General features: G+C 61.5%; 19 protein-coding genes and 1 tRNA gene. 16 read left to right on the top strand and 4 right to left on the bottom strand.

Annotated features, from left to right (window positions below; genetic code table 11):
• Positions 1-13 precede the first annotated feature (13 nt).
• The 7 genes from QCL51_RS09215 to QCL51_RS09185 all read left to right on the top strand — a co-directional run bounded on the left by QCL51_RS09215 (position 14) and on the right by QCL51_RS09185 (position 6,443).
• Positions 14-2,737, top strand: a complete 2,724-nt coding sequence (locus tag QCL51_RS09215) for a toprim domain-containing protein (RefSeq protein WP_338444885.1) — start codon at positions 14-16, stop codon at positions 2,735-2,737.
• 47 nt (positions 2,738-2,784) lie between these two features.
• The gene (locus tag QCL51_RS09210; protein ID WP_238066580.1) at positions 2,785-3,132 is read left to right on the top strand and encodes a hypothetical protein; all 348 of its coding nucleotides are present in this window, start codon (positions 2,785-2,787) and stop codon (positions 3,130-3,132) included.
• A complete protein-coding gene (locus tag QCL51_RS09205; protein WP_338444759.1) occupies positions 3,129-3,344 on the top strand; it encodes a hypothetical protein in 216 nt (71 codons plus the stop codon). Before QCL51_RS09210 ends, QCL51_RS09205 begins: the two co-directional genes overlap by 4 nt.
• Positions 3,345-3,397: 53 nt before the next feature.
• Complete coding sequence (locus tag QCL51_RS09200) at positions 3,398-3,985, top strand: hypothetical protein (RefSeq protein WP_338444758.1); 588 nt, start codon at positions 3,398-3,400, stop codon at positions 3,983-3,985.
• Positions 3,982-4,341: a hypothetical protein gene (locus tag QCL51_RS09195; RefSeq protein WP_338444757.1), complete on the top strand. Its 360-nt coding sequence runs from the start codon at positions 3,982-3,984 to the stop codon at positions 4,339-4,341. The genes QCL51_RS09200 and QCL51_RS09195 overlap by 4 nt, the downstream gene beginning before the upstream one ends.
• A 59-nt stretch (positions 4,342-4,400) precedes the next feature.
• Positions 4,401-4,844 (top strand): hypothetical protein, encoded by a 444-nt coding sequence (locus tag QCL51_RS09190; RefSeq protein ID WP_338444756.1) that lies wholly within the window; start codon positions 4,401-4,403, stop codon positions 4,842-4,844.
• A 429-nt stretch (positions 4,845-5,273) separates the two neighbouring features.
• Positions 5,274-6,443 carry a DUF3596 domain-containing protein gene (locus tag QCL51_RS09185; RefSeq protein ID WP_338444755.1) on the top strand — a complete coding sequence of 390 codons (1,170 nt, stop codon included), beginning with the start codon at positions 5,274-5,276 and terminating at the stop codon, positions 6,441-6,443.
• A gap of 121 nt (positions 6,444-6,564) precedes the next feature.
• Here the strand turns inward: QCL51_RS09185 and QCL51_RS09180 are convergent.
• Positions 6,565-6,652 (bottom strand) — tRNA-Ser (locus QCL51_RS09180).
• Between the two features lie 133 nt (positions 6,653-6,785).
• Here QCL51_RS09180 and QCL51_RS09175 point away from each other — a divergent pair.
• Both QCL51_RS09175 and QCL51_RS09170 read left to right on the top strand, forming a co-directional pair.
• Positions 6,786-7,457, top strand: a complete 672-nt coding sequence (locus QCL51_RS09175; RefSeq protein WP_003251184.1) for a Bax inhibitor-1/YccA family protein — start codon at positions 6,786-6,788, stop codon at positions 7,455-7,457.
• Positions 7,458-7,995: 538 nt separating this feature from the next.
• Positions 7,996-8,364, top strand: a complete 369-nt coding sequence (locus QCL51_RS09170) for a hypothetical protein (RefSeq protein WP_275967098.1) — start codon at positions 7,996-7,998, stop codon at positions 8,362-8,364.
• Between the two features lie 137 nt (positions 8,365-8,501).
• On the opposite strand, the gene QCL51_RS09165 is transcribed toward QCL51_RS09170, so the two are convergent.
• Complete coding sequence (locus QCL51_RS09165) at positions 8,502-8,678, bottom strand: hypothetical protein (protein WP_338444754.1); 177 nt, start codon at positions 8,676-8,678, stop codon at positions 8,502-8,504.
• On the opposite strand from QCL51_RS09165, the gene QCL51_RS09160 reads away from it, so the two are divergent.
• The 7 genes from QCL51_RS09160 to QCL51_RS09130 all read left to right on the top strand — a co-directional run bounded on the left by QCL51_RS09160 (position 8,669) and on the right by QCL51_RS09130 (position 13,576).
• Complete coding sequence (locus QCL51_RS09160; protein ID WP_003251186.1) at positions 8,669-10,048, top strand: uracil-xanthine permease family protein; 1,380 nt, start codon at positions 8,669-8,671, stop codon at positions 10,046-10,048. The two genes, QCL51_RS09165 and QCL51_RS09160, sit on opposite strands and share 10 nt — an antisense overlap.
• A gap of 95 nt (positions 10,049-10,143) precedes the next feature.
• Positions 10,144-10,536, top strand: a complete 393-nt coding sequence (gene tusD / locus QCL51_RS09155; protein ID WP_021782165.1) for a sulfurtransferase complex subunit TusD — start codon at positions 10,144-10,146, stop codon at positions 10,534-10,536.
• A 1-nt stretch (position 10,537) separates the two neighbouring features.
• Positions 10,538-10,897, top strand: a complete 360-nt coding sequence (tusC, locus tag QCL51_RS09150) for a sulfurtransferase complex subunit TusC (protein WP_021782164.1) — start codon at positions 10,538-10,540, stop codon at positions 10,895-10,897.
• The gene (tusB, locus tag QCL51_RS09145) at positions 10,897-11,193 is read left to right on the top strand and encodes a sulfurtransferase complex subunit TusB (RefSeq protein WP_021782163.1); all 297 of its coding nucleotides are present in this window, start codon (positions 10,897-10,899) and stop codon (positions 11,191-11,193) included. The genes tusC and tusB overlap by 1 nt, the downstream gene beginning before the upstream one ends.
• On the top strand, positions 11,190-11,525 hold the full coding sequence (locus QCL51_RS09140) for a TusE/DsrC/DsvC family sulfur relay protein (RefSeq protein WP_021782162.1): 336 nt from the start codon (positions 11,190-11,192) through the stop codon (positions 11,523-11,525). Before tusB ends, QCL51_RS09140 begins: the two co-directional genes overlap by 4 nt.
• On the top strand, positions 11,522-12,523 hold the full coding sequence (locus QCL51_RS09135) for a glycosyl transferase family protein (protein WP_021782161.1): 1,002 nt from the start codon (positions 11,522-11,524) through the stop codon (positions 12,521-12,523). The genes QCL51_RS09140 and QCL51_RS09135 overlap by 4 nt, the downstream gene beginning before the upstream one ends.
• A 93-nt stretch (positions 12,524-12,616) precedes the next feature.
• Positions 12,617-13,576, top strand: coding sequence for a glutathione S-transferase family protein (locus QCL51_RS09130; RefSeq protein ID WP_021782160.1), 960 nt, complete (start codon positions 12,617-12,619; stop codon positions 13,574-13,576).
• A 33-nt stretch (positions 13,577-13,609) separates the two neighbouring features.
• Here the strand turns inward: QCL51_RS09130 and cysG are convergent, their stop codons facing one another.
• Positions 13,610-15,001 carry a siroheme synthase CysG gene (gene cysG / locus QCL51_RS09125; protein WP_010954807.1) on the bottom strand — a complete coding sequence of 464 codons (1,392 nt, stop codon included), beginning with the start codon at positions 14,999-15,001 and terminating at the stop codon, positions 13,610-13,612.
• Positions 15,002-16,282: a serine--tRNA ligase gene (gene serS / locus QCL51_RS09120; protein ID WP_101196159.1), complete on the bottom strand. Its 1,281-nt coding sequence runs from the start codon at positions 16,280-16,282 to the stop codon at positions 15,002-15,004.
• Between the last annotated feature and the right edge of the window lie 13 nt (positions 16,283-16,295).

Here is a 16,295-nt window from a genome sequence, read left to right as displayed (position 1 = left end):
GAACCGCAAGCCCATGGAACACAGCCTGCGCGCTGAAGTACTTCGGCGCCTCCAGGATCAGTACGGCCTCAAGCCTATGGCCGGCACCCAGTACCTGCGCAAGGGGACCTGCCCCAACTGCGGCAAAAAAGAGCTGTACTCGCGCCAGGACGAGCCCTGGTTCATCAAGTGCGGCCGAGAGAGCAAATGTGGTGAGCAATGGCATATCAAAGAGTTATTCGACGACCTGTTCGATGACTACAGCAAGCGCTACCCAGCCACCCAGGAGTCTCCTCGAGCATCGGCAAACGCCTATTTGCAGAACGCCCGCGGCTTTGACCTGGACCTCGTCATAGGCTGGTACACCCAGGAAAACTACTGGGATCGCAATCTCGGGATTGGCAGCGCCACAGTTCGTTTCAACCTGGAGCACGGCGGCTATTGGGAGCGCCTGATCGACCAGCCGCACCGGTTTGGCAAGAAAAAAGCACGTTTTGCGCCCGGCCAATCACCCAAAGGCTACTGGTGGTGCCCGCCAACGGTTGATCTGCTGGAAGTGGACGAGTTGTGGATCGTCGAGGGTATTTTCGATGCCATCGGCCTGCTGCATCACGACATGGACGCCGTATCGGCCATGAGTTCGGGCGCATTCCCGTTCGAATCGCTCAAGGCGCTGGCCGAGCTGCGTCGCGGCCATGGCAAGAAGCTCCCGCGCCTGGTATGGGCCTTGGACAATGAACCAGGCGCCCATCGCTTCACACGCAAGCATGCAGCACTGGCCCGCGAGCTGGGATTCACCTGCGAGGCAGCCCAGATTCCACAGAATGGCCGAAAGGTGGACTGGAACGACCTGCACCAGCGCTGGAACTTCATCGACGCTGACAAGCGCCAAGAGCGGATTGATCAAGACCTGCGCGAGGCGCGTTATCACGGCAGCTTGCTGCTGGCCGACAGCGCAGCCGAGAAAGGCGTGCTGATGTACGACTGGCGCGAGCGCCAGGAATTTCACTTCTCCTACGAGAACCGCCTCTACTGGTTCAAGATGGATGTGGAGAAGTTCAACAAGGCGCTCCAGCAGCTGGACGAGTCCGAGCGGCAGGAAGACCTGGTCCTGACTGATCGCCAACGCCGCGACAAGGCGTTGCGCCAGTGCGGCGCGGTGATCGAGATCGCCAACTGCTACCCGCAAGCGTTGTATTTCCAGCGCAATGAGGTGACGGACGAGTCCTGGTACTACTTCCGCGTCGATTTTCCGCACGACGAGCCGAGCGTGCTGAACACCTTCACTGGTGGGCAGGTCACCACTCCAAGCGAATTCAAGAAGCGTTTGGTGGGCATGGCAGCCGGCGCTTACTTCACCGGTAGCGCCTCCCAGCTCGATCGGATCATGCAGCAGCAGCTGTTCGCCCTGAAGACCGTCAAGACCATCGACTACGTCGGCTACAGCAAAGAATACGGCTGCTATGTGTTCGGCGACCTGGCTGTGCGCGGTGGTGTGCTCGAGCAGGCCAATGCCGAGGACTACTTCGAATTCAAAGGCCTACGCCTCAAGTCGCTGCAGAAGTCGATCAAGCTCGAAATAAACCGGGACGTCTCGGCCTACCGCCCCGAGTGGTTCAAGTGGTTGTGGACCTGTTTCAACACCCAAGGCGTTATCGCCCTCGCCTTCTGGTTCGGCTCGTTGTTCGCCGAGCAGATCCGCGCCGAGTTCCAGTCGTTCCCGTTTCTGGAGGTGACCGGCGAGGCCGGCGCCGGTAAGTCCACCCTGCTGATGTTCCTGTGGAAGCTCATGGGGCGCCAAGATGAGGAAGGCGACGACCCTATCAAGATGACCAAGGCGGGCCTGCGTCGTTGGCTTAGCCAAACCTCGGGCATGCCCGTGGTAATGCTGGAGGCCGACCGTAGTGACGCCGAGACAGGCGCGGCCAAGTCATTCGACTTTGACCAGTTCAAGCCGTTGTTCAACGGCCGCGGCCTGGGCCTGACCGGGGTGAAGAACGGTGGCAACGACACCAATGCTCCGCCCTTCCGCGCAACGCTGGTTTTCAGCCAGAACGCCTCAGTCGTGGCGTCTGAGGCCATCCTCACTCGTATCGTCAAGCTGCACTTCGTGCGCCCGGAGGTCACCAGCGACAGCCGTGCGGCCGCTGACAACCTGAACCACCTGCAGGCCAGCGAAGTGAGCCACTTCCTGCTGATGGCAGCCAAGGCTGAGCAGAAGGTGATGGAAATCTTCCGTGCCCAGGTAAAGGTGCATGAGCAGGCGTTGCGCGAAATGCGCGAGATCCGCATCGAGCGGATCATCAAGAACCACGCCCAGATGATGGCCCTGGTAGACGCGCTGCGAGTGATCGTGCCGATGACTGACAGCCAGCACGAAGGCACCCTTCGCGAGCTGCGCGCCATGGCTGTTGGTCGCCAGCTGGCAGTCAACTCTGACCCGAAGGAAGTGGCCGAATTCTGGGAAGTGTTCGACTACCTGGAGTCGCTCAGCGACGAGCCAGTGGTCGACCACAGCAAGAACGCGGAACTGATCGCAGTTCACCTCAACGAGTTCTGCGAACGAGCTGCCGAGCACAAACAGAAGCTCGCGGACGCAACCACCCTGCGCAATCTACTGCGCAACAGCAAATCGCGCCCCTTTGTAGACGCCAACCGAGCAGTCGATAGCGCCGTGCGTGCGGCGTTCAACAGCCGCACCACCAGCGCGAACACACGACCTACCACCGTCAAGTGCTGGACCTTCAAGGCCAGCTGAACAGCTCTGGCGCTGCAACGCCAGGCACAACCCCAAGGAGAAACGACATGCAAAAAGCCCAAACCATCGACCGCAATGTCCTTTTCGATGCCCTGGTGCAGTACCAGGAAGAGCGTCCAGCCATCCGCGATGCTGGTACCCATGCACTCGTCCGCTTGGTTCCAGTAGCTGTGCGGGATACAGGCCAAAGCCGGGTGATCGGCCGTTTCCTGCTCGGCCTGTACGACGCCACGACCTACCCCTTCACCCTCACCGACCTCCGCAGCCTCGATGTCGGCCTATTCGAAGATTGCCTGGCCGTCCTCCGACTGGACAACACCCCCGAGAAGGAGATCCACGAATACCTGCCGAAGGGCCAAATGATCTTCAACCAGCTGCGCGAGTACTGGGGATGAAGTGGCAGGCGAAGCGCAATCAGGACGGCCAGGTCATCCCGCGTTGCTGGGTAAGCGACAGCGGCTACACCGTGGCCGAGTGCCGGCTGCCGCACTCGCGGTACCCGGTGACCCGTCCAGGCTCCTCACTGCCATTCGCCTATGCCGACAGCCGAGAAGAGGTTGTCCAGGTCATCACGACAGACATGCAGGCCCGCGCGGCTAGCGGATAACCAGAACGCCGGCCAGCTGCAACTGGTCGGCGATCTCCCCAAGGAGAAACGACATGCATCACTACTACAAATCCGAGGCTCCCGAGGTGGTGGCCATCGTCCAAGAGTTCTACCAGGCGAAAGACCAGCTGAGTAAGGGCCTGGCCAAGCTGGGTGAAGTTTTCGGGGGCCGCATCGCCCCGATGCGCGATATCACCTCGCACTTCGCCGGCGGCGTGAAGCTCTCCGCCAGCCGTGAGCTGGACGTCCATTGGTGCCGCCCCGACGAGCACGGCTACCGAAGCCTCCGCCAGAAGGCGGTGCCGCCGAAGGACATCACCAAGGAGCAGCGCGCGGCCATTCGGGCCGAGCATGAGCGGCTGTGCGAACTCTGGAAAGCGCACTGCCCGGCCCGCCTGGACGCCCACGACTACTGGAATCGTCTCAACATTAACACCGGAAATCTGCTGCTCCGCGGTGGAATTAAGTTCGAGCACTTGGGCATTGCCTACTTCGCCCTAGGCTTCGAGATCAACAAGGCAGACCACGAAGAGAAGGTAGCAGCGGGCAAACCCACATCTGGCTGGATCAATGGGGCCATCGAGGTCCTGCCCAGCGAGTATGAGGCAGCCCGCTTGGCGAAGGTCGGGGGTGCAGCATGAGCTCGCTGGACAAGCTGAACTTAATGCTGGGGTTCACGGTGTGGGCCGAAGAACACGGCTATGACCTGAGCGCTGATGCCAATGGAAACCCGACCAACATAGAAACCCGTGCGGCCTGGCTCGGGTTCGAGGCGGCACACGGCCCCGCCGGCTGCCGACCATCTGGCCAGCAGCTCTATGCACGGATCAAAAGAACCAGCGAATACGCGCACCAGAGCGACAAGTTGTTCCCCATCCGAGTAGGCAAACCACCCTACGGAAACTTTGCTGTCCACGGCGGACCAGGCGGCGTTTACCCGATCCGTGACGTTGAGTTCTACATCATCGATGACGGTAAACAGTACCGCCTCAAGTAACCAGGTGGCGCCGAGGAGCTGCAACTCCCCGGCACCGACCAACCCCAAGGAGAAACGACATGCAAGTAGAAACCCCCGAAGTCGGCACGCAGAAGGCTACCACACTGCGTTATGACACCATCGTAATCTGTGGCGCCACTGGCCAGACCGTCCCCCGGGAAGTTGACGGTGGCGAGGTAGTTGCCTGGAGCCTGGGCCACGGCCTAGCGGCTATGGATGCCTTGGAGGAGTTCGTGGATGACCTGGCGGACGGCAGCTATCACGGCATGGCGCAGGGAGCAGCCAATGCGCTCAACCTGATGCGCCGACGCCGAGCACTTGGTTGGGATGCTGATGTTGTTGCCCAAGACCCCCCGGCAGACTGGAGGACTGCGGTAGCGCGGGCCGAAGCGGCAGCTCGCGAGGTGTTCGGCGAGAACGACGACAACGCCATGCAAGCCATCGATTACATGGCGGGGCTGCTGCTGGCAAGCGAACCGGCACGGAAGGAAGGTGCGGAATGATCTGTCCTGGAGCCCGATTGCGGCAACGCTACCAAGAGCGCATGCAGCAGGTCGCAGTAGGCGCCCAGTTGGTCAGGAGAACCCGTGTATGGCACATCACGAAGCAGCATCGTACTGATACCGGCGTGATGCTCCAGCTGCGCCACGGTCGTCGCGACTTCCAACTCTATGTCGGTGTAACCCTCGACGGTCCTGAGTTGTGGACGACCCGCATGCGATCTGCAGGACTGCCGCCGGCACAGCGCGAAATGTTCGCGGGAGGATCGGTATGAACAGCATCCGCCCTCGCCTGGCCAGCCAAGCCCTAGATCTGAGCTCACCCTGCTCGATGCCTTCAAGAACGGGCACCACAATCTTCTAGGTCCGGCAATAAGCCAACCGCTTACAACGGCCCATACACTGGGCCGTTCTTTTTCTGAGTGACATTCAATGGCAGCTGGAGTCGAAGTCCGCGGCAACCATGTCCGCGTGTATTTCCGTTACCAGGGCGAGCTGTGCCGGGAGACCATTCCCGGCGATGCCACGCCTGCAAACCTGGCCAACGCCGAGCGCCTGGTCGGGATCATCAATTACGAGATTGACGCCGGCACGTTCAACTATGCCCGGCATTTCCCTGACTCACCGCGGGTCAAAACCAACACCCTCGGCCACTACATCGACCTGTGGCTAGAAATAAAGGGCAACCAGATGGCAGCCAGCGGCTTCGCCATGTACCGCAGCCGCACCGAGAAGCACATTCGCCCACGCTGGGGCGACCAGCAGGCAGATCGCATCGATCACCTAGACATTCAACACTGGGTGCAAAGCGTGCTGATGCCAAAGCTGCACAACAAGACCGTACGCGAGATCGTCAGCCACCTGCGGCAGATCTTCCAGCTGTACCGCACCCGAAACCGCTTCGCGTTCGACCCAACCGACGGCATTACTATCTCGCTGCCCGACGCTGACGACCCAGACCCGTTCACCCGGGAAGAAATCACCGCGATCCTTGGACAGCAGACTGAGCGGCATCAGGAAATCAACCTGACGGAGTTCATGATCTGGACTGGCCCGCGCGTCAGCGAAGCAATTGCCCTAGCCTGGGAAGACGTCGACCTAGTGGCGGGTACCGTGGAGATTCGTCGCGCGCGGGTGGCCGGTCAGTACAAGGTGACCAAAACCAGACGATCTACCCGCAAGGTCAAACTGCTCGCTCCCGCCCTCCGCGCCCTCAAGGCGCAGGCCAGGTACACGCAGGACCTACCACCGGAATTGATCGAGGTTGTCGATCGCGACAACCGGACTATGCGAGAGCAGCGCGTGCGGTTCGTCTTCCACAACACTGCCACGGGTGAGCCATACCGCTCCTCTGATGTGCTGCGGCATGGCTGGTGGATCTTGCACCTGGAGAAGGCCGGCGTCCGTCAGCGTGGGCCGAACACCTGCAGACACACGTTCGCCAGCCAGCTGCTGAGCAGCGGCATAGCCACGCCAGAGTGGATTGCAGACCAGATGGGGCACACATCGACGGCGATGATCTTCAAGCACTACGCAAAGTGGATCAGCGAGGATGGACCGGATGTGGTGGGGTTGTTAAACCAGGCGCTCAGGTTGACCTGAACGCACAAAAAAAGGGGCCGCAAGGGCCCCTTTCTTTTGCCTGTCATTCCCAAAGTGTTCCCAAAACGCTCCCATTTGAGGGGTCAGCTGTGACGAACATCAATGAAATCAGGCACTTGTATGGCGGAAGCGTAGAGATTCGAACTCTAGGATAGTTGCCCATCGACGGTTTTCAAGACCGTTGCCTTAAACCACTCGGCCACGCTTCCAGCTCGTTTTGCGGCCGCCATAATACCTTAATGAAACACGCTGTCAAACTCTCTGTGTCGCGGGTTGCAGGAGCAATGGTAGACTCCTAGCATCTGAACGTCCGAAACCACAGGTTTACCAAGGAGTGTCGCCATGCGCGAACAGGATTACGCCGTCCACCACGGCCAGCAGGTCGAGCAGCAGGAGATCAGCAAGGTCCTGCGCAACACGTATAGCCTACTGGCGCTTACCCTCGCCTTCAGCGGTGTCATGGCTTTCGTTGCCCAGCAGATGCGCGTCGGCTACCCGAACGTGTTCGTGGTGCTGATCGGCTTCTACGGGCTGTTCTTCCTTACCAACAAACTGCGTGATTCGGCCTGGGGCCTGGTGTCCACCTTCGCGCTTACCGGTTTCATGGGCTTCATCCTTGGCCCGATCCTCAACCGTTACCTCGGCATGGCCGGTGGCGCCGAGGTGGTCAGCTCCGCCTTTGCCATGACCGCGCTGGTATTTGGTGGTCTGTCGGCCTACGTGTTGATCACCCGCAAGGACATGAGCTTCCTGAGCGGCTTCATCACTGCTGGCTTCTTCGTCCTGCTGGGTGCTGTCGTTGCCAGCTTCTTCTTCCAGATCAGCGGCCTGCAACTGGCAATCAGCGCTGGCTTCGTGCTGTTCTCGTCGGTCTGCATCCTGTTCCAGACCAGCGCGATCATTCATGGTGGCGAGCGCAACTACATCATGGCGACCATCAGCCTGTATGTGTCGATCTACAACCTGTTTGTCAGCCTGCTGCAGTTGTTTGGCATCATGGGTCGTGATGACTGATTGATTGCCGTGCCGCAAGAAGCCCGCTTCGGCGGGCTTTTTTGTAGGCGTTGGAAATGGGTTGAGTTGCGGGATGTTCGTCGGAAGAGGTTCAGCGCCTGGTAGATCGAGCGCCGCCCGCGCGGCGCATCGCGAGCAAGCTCGCTCCTACATTTGTTTCGGGCCAGAATCGCCTGTGCCTGCGCGCGCGACCGCCCTGTTTGTTCCCCACGATTTCGAGGTGAGCGCCAAGGGGACGCGCGCGTCTGCCCCAGAAATAATTGGCCCGAAACAAATGTAGGAGCGAGCTTGCTCGCGATGCTGTGCCTGCGCGCGACCGCCCTGTTTGTTCCCCACGATTTTGAGGTGAGCGCCAAGGGGGCGTGCGCGTCTGCCCCAGAAATAATTGGCCCGAAACAAATGTAGGAGCGAGCTTGCTCGCGATGCTGTGCCTGCGCGCGACCGCCCTGTTTGTTCCCCACGATTTCGAGGTGAGCGCCAAGGGGGCGTGCGCGTCTGCCCCAGAAATAATTGGCCCGAAACAAATGTAGGAGCGAGCTTGCTCGCGATGCTGTGCCTGCGCGCGACCGCCCTGTCTGTTCCCCACGATTTCGAGGTGAGCGCCAAGGGGGGCGTGCGCGTCTGCCCCAGAAATAATTGGCCCGAAACAAATGTAGGAGCGAGCTTGCTCGCGATGCTGTACCTGCGCGCGACCGCCCTGTCTGTTCCCCACGATTTCGAGGTGAGCGCCAAGGGGGGCGTGCGCGTCTGCCCCAGAAATAATTGGCCCGAAACAAATGTAGGAGCGAGCTTGCTCGCGATGCTGTGCCTGCGCGCGACCGCCCTGTTTGTTCCCCACGATTTCGAGGTGAGCGCCAAGGGGGCGTGCGCGTCTGCCCCAGGAATAATTGGCCCGAAACAAATGTAGGAGCGAGCTTGCTCGCGATGCGCCGCGCGGGCGGCGCTCGATCTACGCAACACCACAAAAACCAAAGCAGGCGCCTTACCGCCCTGACACAAACGAGCGTAAAACACCTCAGAAAAGCTTGACCGCCAACAGCGGACCTACATCAGTTTCAAGCCAATTATGCCTGTAACCGCAATAACTGACCAAAAAGTCAGATAATCAGGCAAATGGTCGCCGATCATGCCGACATCCTGCTTTTCTCTACCGCTATCCATCATCACCCCGTAGAATGCGCTCCTTTTTTCTTCCGGGGCAGCTTTCAGCAATGAGCTCACACGAACACAGCCCAGGCGCAGCGGCGCCTGCCAACGAACTGGTGCTTGGTCTGGAGGACAAGCCACGGCTGTTGATCGGCCTGTTGGCAGCCCTGCAGCACCTGCTGGCGATCATCGTACCTATCGTCACCCCTGGCCTACTGATCTGCCAGGCGTTGGGTGTATCTGCACGTGATACCAATTTGATCGTTTCGATGTCGCTGGTGATCTCGGGTATCGCCACCTTCGTCCAGTGCAAACGCTTCGGCCCATTTGGCGCGGGGCTGCTGATCGTTCAGGGCACCAGCTTCAACTTCGTCGGCCCGCTGATTGCCGGCGGTGCGCTGATGGTCAAGCAAGGCACGCCGGTCGAGGGCGTAATGGCAGCCATTTTTGGCGTAGTAATCGCAGGCTCGTTCGTCGAGATGGGCGTGTCGCGCATCCTGCCCTTCGTCAAACGCCTGATAACCCCGCTAGTGACTGGCATCGTGGTGTTGATGATCGGCCTGACGCTGATCAAGGTCGGCCTGATCAGCATGGGAGGTGGCTTTGGTGCCATGGCCAATGGCACCTTTGCCAATGGCGAAAACCTGCTGATGTCGGGCGTGGTACTGGCGATCATCGTCGTTCTCAACCGTATCCCGGTGGTGTGGATGCGCAGCTGCGCCATCGTCATCGCCCTCGCGGTCGGCTATGCGCTGGCCGGCTTCCTGGGCCGTCTGGACTTTACCGGCATGCACGAAGCCGCGCTATTCCAGGTGCCGACACCGCTGCACTTTGGCCTGGGCTTCTCGTGGGCGCTGTTCATTCCGATGCTGGTGATCTACCTGGTCACTTCGCTGGAAGCCATCGGTGACGTTACCGCCACCAGCAAGGTGTCGCGCCAGCCGGTCGAAGGGCCGGTGTGGATGCAGCGGATCAAGGGGGGCGTGCTGGTCAACGGCGCCAACTCACTGCTGGCCGGTCTGTTCAACACCTTCCCTAGCTCGATTTTTGCCCAGAACAATGGGGTGATTCAGCTGACCGGTATCGCCAGCCGTCATATCGGTATGTGGATTGCCGTAATGCTGGTGCTGCTGGGGTTGTTCCCGAGCGTTGCCGGGGTGATTCAGGCTGTGCCGGAGCCGGTGCTGGGTGGCGCGGCGATGGTCATGTTTGGCGCGGTTGCGGCGTCGGGGATCAATATTCTGGCCAGCACCCGGCTGGACCGTCGGGCGCTGCTGATTATTGCGGTGTCGTTGGCACTTGGCCTGGGTGTTGCGCAGGTGCCAGAGTTCCTGGCGCACATGCCGGCGGCGATTCGCAATGTGCTGGAGTCGGGTGTGGCTACCGGGGGGATTTGTGCGCTGGTGCTGAACTGGTTCTTGCCGGAGGGCAAGGAGCAGGCTTGAACCTTGAGCGTGAATGACTGGCCCGCGCCCGCTTGCACAAGCGGGCGCGGGCTTTTTTGCTTTATCATGGCACCATTCCTTTGCATGAGTTAGCCATGAAATTCGCTATCGCGGTGTTCTCCCCGGCCCACGCGCCCTCTTCGCGGCGCGCCCTGCGTTTCGCCGAGGCGGTGCTGGCCGGCGGGCATGAGATTGCCCGGCTGTTCTTCTATCAGGACGGGGTGCACAGTGCCTCGGCCAACGTGGTCGCCCCCCAGGACGAACTGGACGTGGCTGGCCAGTGGCGCACGTTCATACAGGCCCACCAGCTGGACGCCGTGGTGTGTATCGCCGCCGCCCTGCGCCGTGGCGTGCTCGACGAAGCCGAGGCCAACCGCTACCAGCGCCCGGCCGTGAACCTGCCCAAGCCCTGGGAACTGTCGGGGCTGGGCCAACTGCACGAGGCCGCGCAAGTGGCCGACCGCCTTGTCTGCTTCGGAGGCGACTGATATGGCCAAGTCCTTGTTGATCATCAGCCGTCAGGCACCGTGGAATGGCCCCTCTGCCCGCGAGGCGCTGGACATCGCCCTGGCCGGCGGCGCGTTCGACCTGCCGTTGGGCATGCTGTTCCTCGACGATGGTGTGTTCCAGCTCGCGCCGGACCAGCAACCCGCCGCCGTGCAACAGAAGAACCTGGCCGCCAACCTGCAGGCGCTGCCGATGTTCGGCGTCGAAGAACTGTTCGCCTGCAACCACAGCCTGGCCCGCCGGGGCCTGGCAGCCGAAACCCTGGCGCTGCCGGTGCAAGTGCTCGATGACGCAGCGTTGGCCGCGCTGATAGCTCGCTTTGACCAGGTGGTAACGCTCTGATGAAGACCCTGCATGTAATTGCCCATTCCCCGTTTGGCGACGAGCGCCTGGCCAGCTGCCTACGCCTGCTCGGAGCCGAAGATGCCCTGCTGCTGTGCGGTGATGCCGTGTATGCCCTGCGCAGCGGCAGCGAGCCGTATGGCACTCTGCAAGCCGCCGGCCTGGCCCAGCGCCTGTTCGCCCTGGACGAGGATGTACAGGCCCGCGCGGTCGGCAACGACCTGGCAAAGACCGTGGACTACGCCGGGTTCGTCGAACTGTCGCTGCAATACGACAAGGTCAACAGCTGGCTATGAATACGCTCACCGTTGGCGATCAGGCGATCGCCCTGGACAAGGATGGCTTCCTGGTCGACCTGCATGACTGGTCCCGGGACGCCGCCGAGGCATTAGCCATGCGCGAAGGTATCCCGTTGACGGCAGACCACTGGGAAATCCTCGAACTGCTCCGCCAGTTCTACCAGGAATACCAGCTGTCTCCGGCCACGCGCCCGCTCATCAAGTACACGGCCCTCAAGCTGGGCCCTGAAAAGGGCAACAGCCCGCACCTGAACCGCCTGTTCAACGGCACCCCCGCCAAACTTGCCGCCAAGCTGGCGGGCCTGCCCAAGCCGACCAACTGCATATGACCGAACCTCGTCCCCTCACTCTGGAACCCCCTGCCGAACACCCGTTCGCCGAATTCGTGCGCATTCTCGGCAAAGGCAAGCGCGGCGCGCGCGGCCTGACACGCGAAGAGGCCCGCGCAGCCATGACCCTGCTGCTGGAAGGCAAGGTCGAAGACACCCAGCTCGGTGCCTTCCTCATGCTGCTGCGGCACAAGGAAGAAAGCGCCGAAGAGCTGGCCGGCTTCACCGAGGCCCTGCGCGCCCACCTGCAGGCGCCGCGCATCGCCGTTGACCTGGACTGGCCCACTTACGCCGGCAAGAAGCGTCACCTGCCCTGGTACCTGCTGGCGGCCAAGTGCCTGGCCAACAATGGCGTGCGCATCCTGATGCACGGCGGCGGCGCACACACTGCCGGGCGTATGTACACAGAGCAACTGCTCGGCCTGCTGCAGATTCCGCTGTGCCGCGACTGGGCCGCCGTCGGCAACGCTCTGGACCAGCATCAACTGGCATTCTTTCCGCTGCACGACTGGGCGCCGCAGTTGCAACGCATGATCGACCTTCGCAACACACTGGGCCTGCGCTCGCCCATACATTCGCTGGCGCGAGTGCTTAACCCGCTGGGCGCTCGCTGTGGATTGCAGAGTATCTTTCACCCTGGTTACCAGGCAGTACACCGCGAGGCCAGCCGCCTGCTGGGCGACCATGCCGTGGTGATCAAGGGAGATGGCGGCGAAATCGAGGTCAACCCCGATGTCATCAGCCATCTCTACGGCACCACGGCAGGTGAAGCGTGGGATGAAGAGTGGCCAGCGCTGAGCGAACGCCGCCATGTCAAGCCGCCCAGCTTGCAGGCCCAACACTTGCTGGCGTTCTGGCGTGGCGAAGTAGAAGACAGTTATGGCGAAAAGGCCCTGATCGCGACCATGGCCCTGGCCCTGCGTGGTTTGGGACAGCACCGTGAGCAGGCGTTCGTAACAGCGCAAGGCTACTGGGACACTCGAGATAGATCGATTTAGCCGATAATAGAACCCCGATCTTTGCGCTATTTCTTCGAACGATTTTCCCTAGACTGGGCTCCAACGACAAACAACTTGTTTCAGGAGCTCACCATGGGCCTATTGATCGATGGCCGCTGGCACGACCAGTGGTATGAAAACGGCAAAGACGGCACGTTCAAGCGAGAGAACGCCCAGCGCCGCAATCAGTTGCCCGCGCCCGAGGCAGGCCGCTACCACCTGTACGTGTCGCTGGCCTGCCCATGGGCCCACCGCACCCTGATCTTTCGCGCGCTGAAAGGCCTGGAGCCATTGATCGACGTGTCGGTGGTCAGCTGGCTGATGCAGGACCATGGCTGGACCTTCGACCAGCAGCAAGGCTCCAGCGGGGACCACCTCGACGCCCTGCAGTATCTGCATCAGCGCTACACCCAGGATGACCCGCACTACACGGGGCGCGTGACGGTACCTGTGCTGTGGGACAAAAAAGAGAAGCGCATCGTCAACAATGAGTCGGCGGAAATCATCCGCATATTCAACAGCGCATTCAACGAGCTGACTGGCAATACCCTGGACCTTTACCCCGCATCGCTGCGCCCGAGCATCGAAGCATTGAACGAGCGCATCTACCCGGCAGTGAACAATGGTGTGTACCGCGCAGGCTTTGCCACCACGCAAGACGCCTACGAGGCTGCCTTTGACGATGTGTTCAACGAGTTGGATTACCTGGAAGCCTTGCTAGGCCGCAATCGCTACCTGGCGGGTGAGTACCTGACCGAGGCTGATGTACGCCTGTTCACTACACTGGTGCGCTTCGACGCCGTGTACCACGGGCACTTCAAGTGCAACCTGCGCCGCCTGAGCGACTACCACAACCTGTCGAACTGGCTGCGTGAGCTGTACCAATGGCCTGGGGTGGCAGGTACAGTGAACATGGAGCATATCCAGAAGCACTATTACATGAGCCACAAGACCATCAACCCGAACGGGATTGTGCCTAAAGGGCCATTGCAGGACTTTGGCTTGCCGCATGATCGAGAGCGGTTGGTGGGCAAAGGGATTTGGCAGGCTTGAGAAAGCCGGGGCTGCTTTGCAGCCCCAACGATTTCAGCTGTTCTGCGAACCTTCGAACCAGGCCAGCTTGTCACGCAACTGCACCACTTCCCCCACAATCACCAGGGTCGGCGCATGCACCTCATGCTGGGCCACCAGGTCTGGCAAGTCCGCCAAGGTACCGGTGAATACTCGCTGATTACGCGTGGTCCCCTGCTGCACCAACGCCGCCGGGGTACTCGCGGCACGCCCATGGCGAATCAGCTCGGCACAGATGGTCGGCAAGCCCACCAACCCCATGTAGAACACCAAGGTCTGCGCCGGCGCCACCAGGTCATTCCACGGCAGGTTGCTGGTGCCATCCTTGAGGTGCCCGGTGACAAAGCGCACCGACTGGGCATAGTCGCGGTGAGTCAGCGGAATGCCGCCATACGCGGAGCAGCCGCTGGCCGCCGTAATGCCCGGCACCACCTGGAACGGAATGCCATGCTCGGCCAGCTCTTCGATCTCTTCGCCGCCCCGGCCGAAGATGAACGGGTCGCCACCCTTCAGGCGCAGCACCCGCTTGCCCTGCCGGGCCAGGTCGACCAACAGGCGGTTGATCTGGTCCTGCGGCACTGAATGGTCAGCGCGGCGCTTGCCTACATAGATGCGCTCGGCATCACGACGACACATATCGATGATGGCGGGCGCAACCAGGCGGTCGTACAGCACCACGTCGGCCTGCTGCATCAGGCGCAAGGCACGGAAGGTCAGCAAGTCCGGATCACCCGGGCCTGCACCAACCAAATACACCTCACCGCCCTGCTGCACCGGTGCGCCGTCTACCATCGCCTGCAACAGACGTTCGGCTTCAGCACCCTGCCCGGCCAGCTGACGCTCGGCGATCGGCCCCTGGAATACGGTCTCCCAGAAGCCTCGACGCTGGTTGACATCCGGGTACAGGGATTTGACCTTGTGCCGAAAGCGTGCCGCCAGCCCGGCCAACTCACCATAGGCCGAAGGGATCCACGCCTCGAGCTTGGCTCGAATCAGGCGCGCCAGTACCGGGGCGTCACCGCCGCTGGAAACAGCAATAACCAGCGGAGAGCGGTCTACGATCGCCGGGAAGATCACCGTACACAGGGCCGGCGCATCCACCACATTGACCGGCAGGCTAAGCGCCTGCGCATCAGCCGACACCTGGGCATTCAGCCCTGGGTCGTCGGTGGCCGCGATCACCAGCCGGCAACCGACCAGGTCGGCTGCCTGATAGCCACGCACCAGCACCTCACCGCCACCTTCCCGGGCCAACGCGGCCAACTGGCCGTCGACGTCCGGCGCCACCACGCGCAGCACGCCGCCGGCATCGGCCAGCAGGCGCGCCTTGCGCAAGGCGATCTCACCGCCACCGACGACCAGCACGCGGCCGCCCTGCAGCTTGTGGAACAGCGGCAGGTAATCCATTTAGCGGATGACCTCGACGCCGCCCATGTACGGTTTCAGCACTTCCGGCACCAGGATCGAACCGTCGGCCTGCTGGTAGTTTTCCAGCACAGCAACCAGGGTACGGCCTACGGCCAGGCCGGAGCCGTTGAGCGTATGTACCAGCTCCGGCTTGCCGGTTTCCGGGTTGCGCCAGCGAGCCTGCATGCGGCGCGCCTGGAAGTCGCCGCAGTTGGAGCACGAGCTGATTTCGCGGTACTTGTCCTGGCTTGGCACCCACACTTCCAGGTCGTAGGTCTTCACCGCACCAAAACCCATGTCGCCAGTGCACAGGGCCAGCACGCGGTATGGCAGCTCAAGCAACTGCAGTACGCGCTCGGCGTTGGCGGTCAGGCCTTCCAGGGCTTCCATCGACTTGGCCGGCTCTACTACCTGTACCATCTCGACTTTGTCGAACTGGTGCTGGCGGATCATGCCGCGGGTGTCACGGCCAGAAGCGCCGGCTTCGCTACGGAAGCAAGGGGTGTGGGCAACCAGTTTCAGCGGCAGCTGCTTGGCGTCGAGGATTTCACCCGCCACCAGGTTGGTCAGCGACACTTCGGCGGTCGGGATCAGGTAGAAGTCTGCCTCACCTTCGCGGGTGATCTTGAACAGGTCTTCCTCGAACTTCGGCAACTGGCCAGTGCCCTGCAGCGCCGGGGCCTGCACCATATACGGGGTGTAATGTTCCTCGTAGCCATGTTCGCCGGTGTGCAGGTTGATCATGAACTGCGCCAGGGCGCGGTGCAGACGGGCAACCGGACCACGCAGTACAGCAAAACGAGCGCCGGACAGTTTGGCAGCCGCTTCGAAGTCCAGGCCACCGCTGATTTCACCAAGGGCCACATGGTCCTTGATTTCGAAGTCGAACGCCTTCGGCGTGCCCCAACGGCGCACTTCGACGTTGTCGTCCTCGCTGGCACCGACCGGTACGCTGGCGTCCGGCAGGTTGGGAATGGTCAACAGGATGCCATCCAGCTCGGCCTGAATGGCGTCCAGCTCGGCCTTGCCGGCAGTCAGTTCGTTGGCCATGCGCTCGACATCAGCCATCAGCGGGGCGATGTCTTCGCCCTTGGCCTTGGCCTGGCCGATAGACTTGGAACGGGCGTTACGCTCAGCCTGCAGTTGTTCGGTGCGGGTCTGCACCGCCTTGCGGCGCTCTTCCAGTGATTCGATGCGCGCGACATCCAGGCTGAAGCCACGGGAGGCCAGGCGGTCCGCCACTTCCTGAAGTTGGCCGCGTAACAGTTTGGAATCGAGCATATCGTTCTCTCGT

The sequence above is a fragment of the Pseudomonas sp. LTR0 genome (genome assembly GCF_036630035.1).
GTDB lineage: Bacteria > Pseudomonadota > Gammaproteobacteria > Pseudomonadales > Pseudomonadaceae > Aquipseudomonas > Aquipseudomonas putida_Y.
This window is presented reverse-complemented; position numbering and strand designations above follow the sequence as displayed.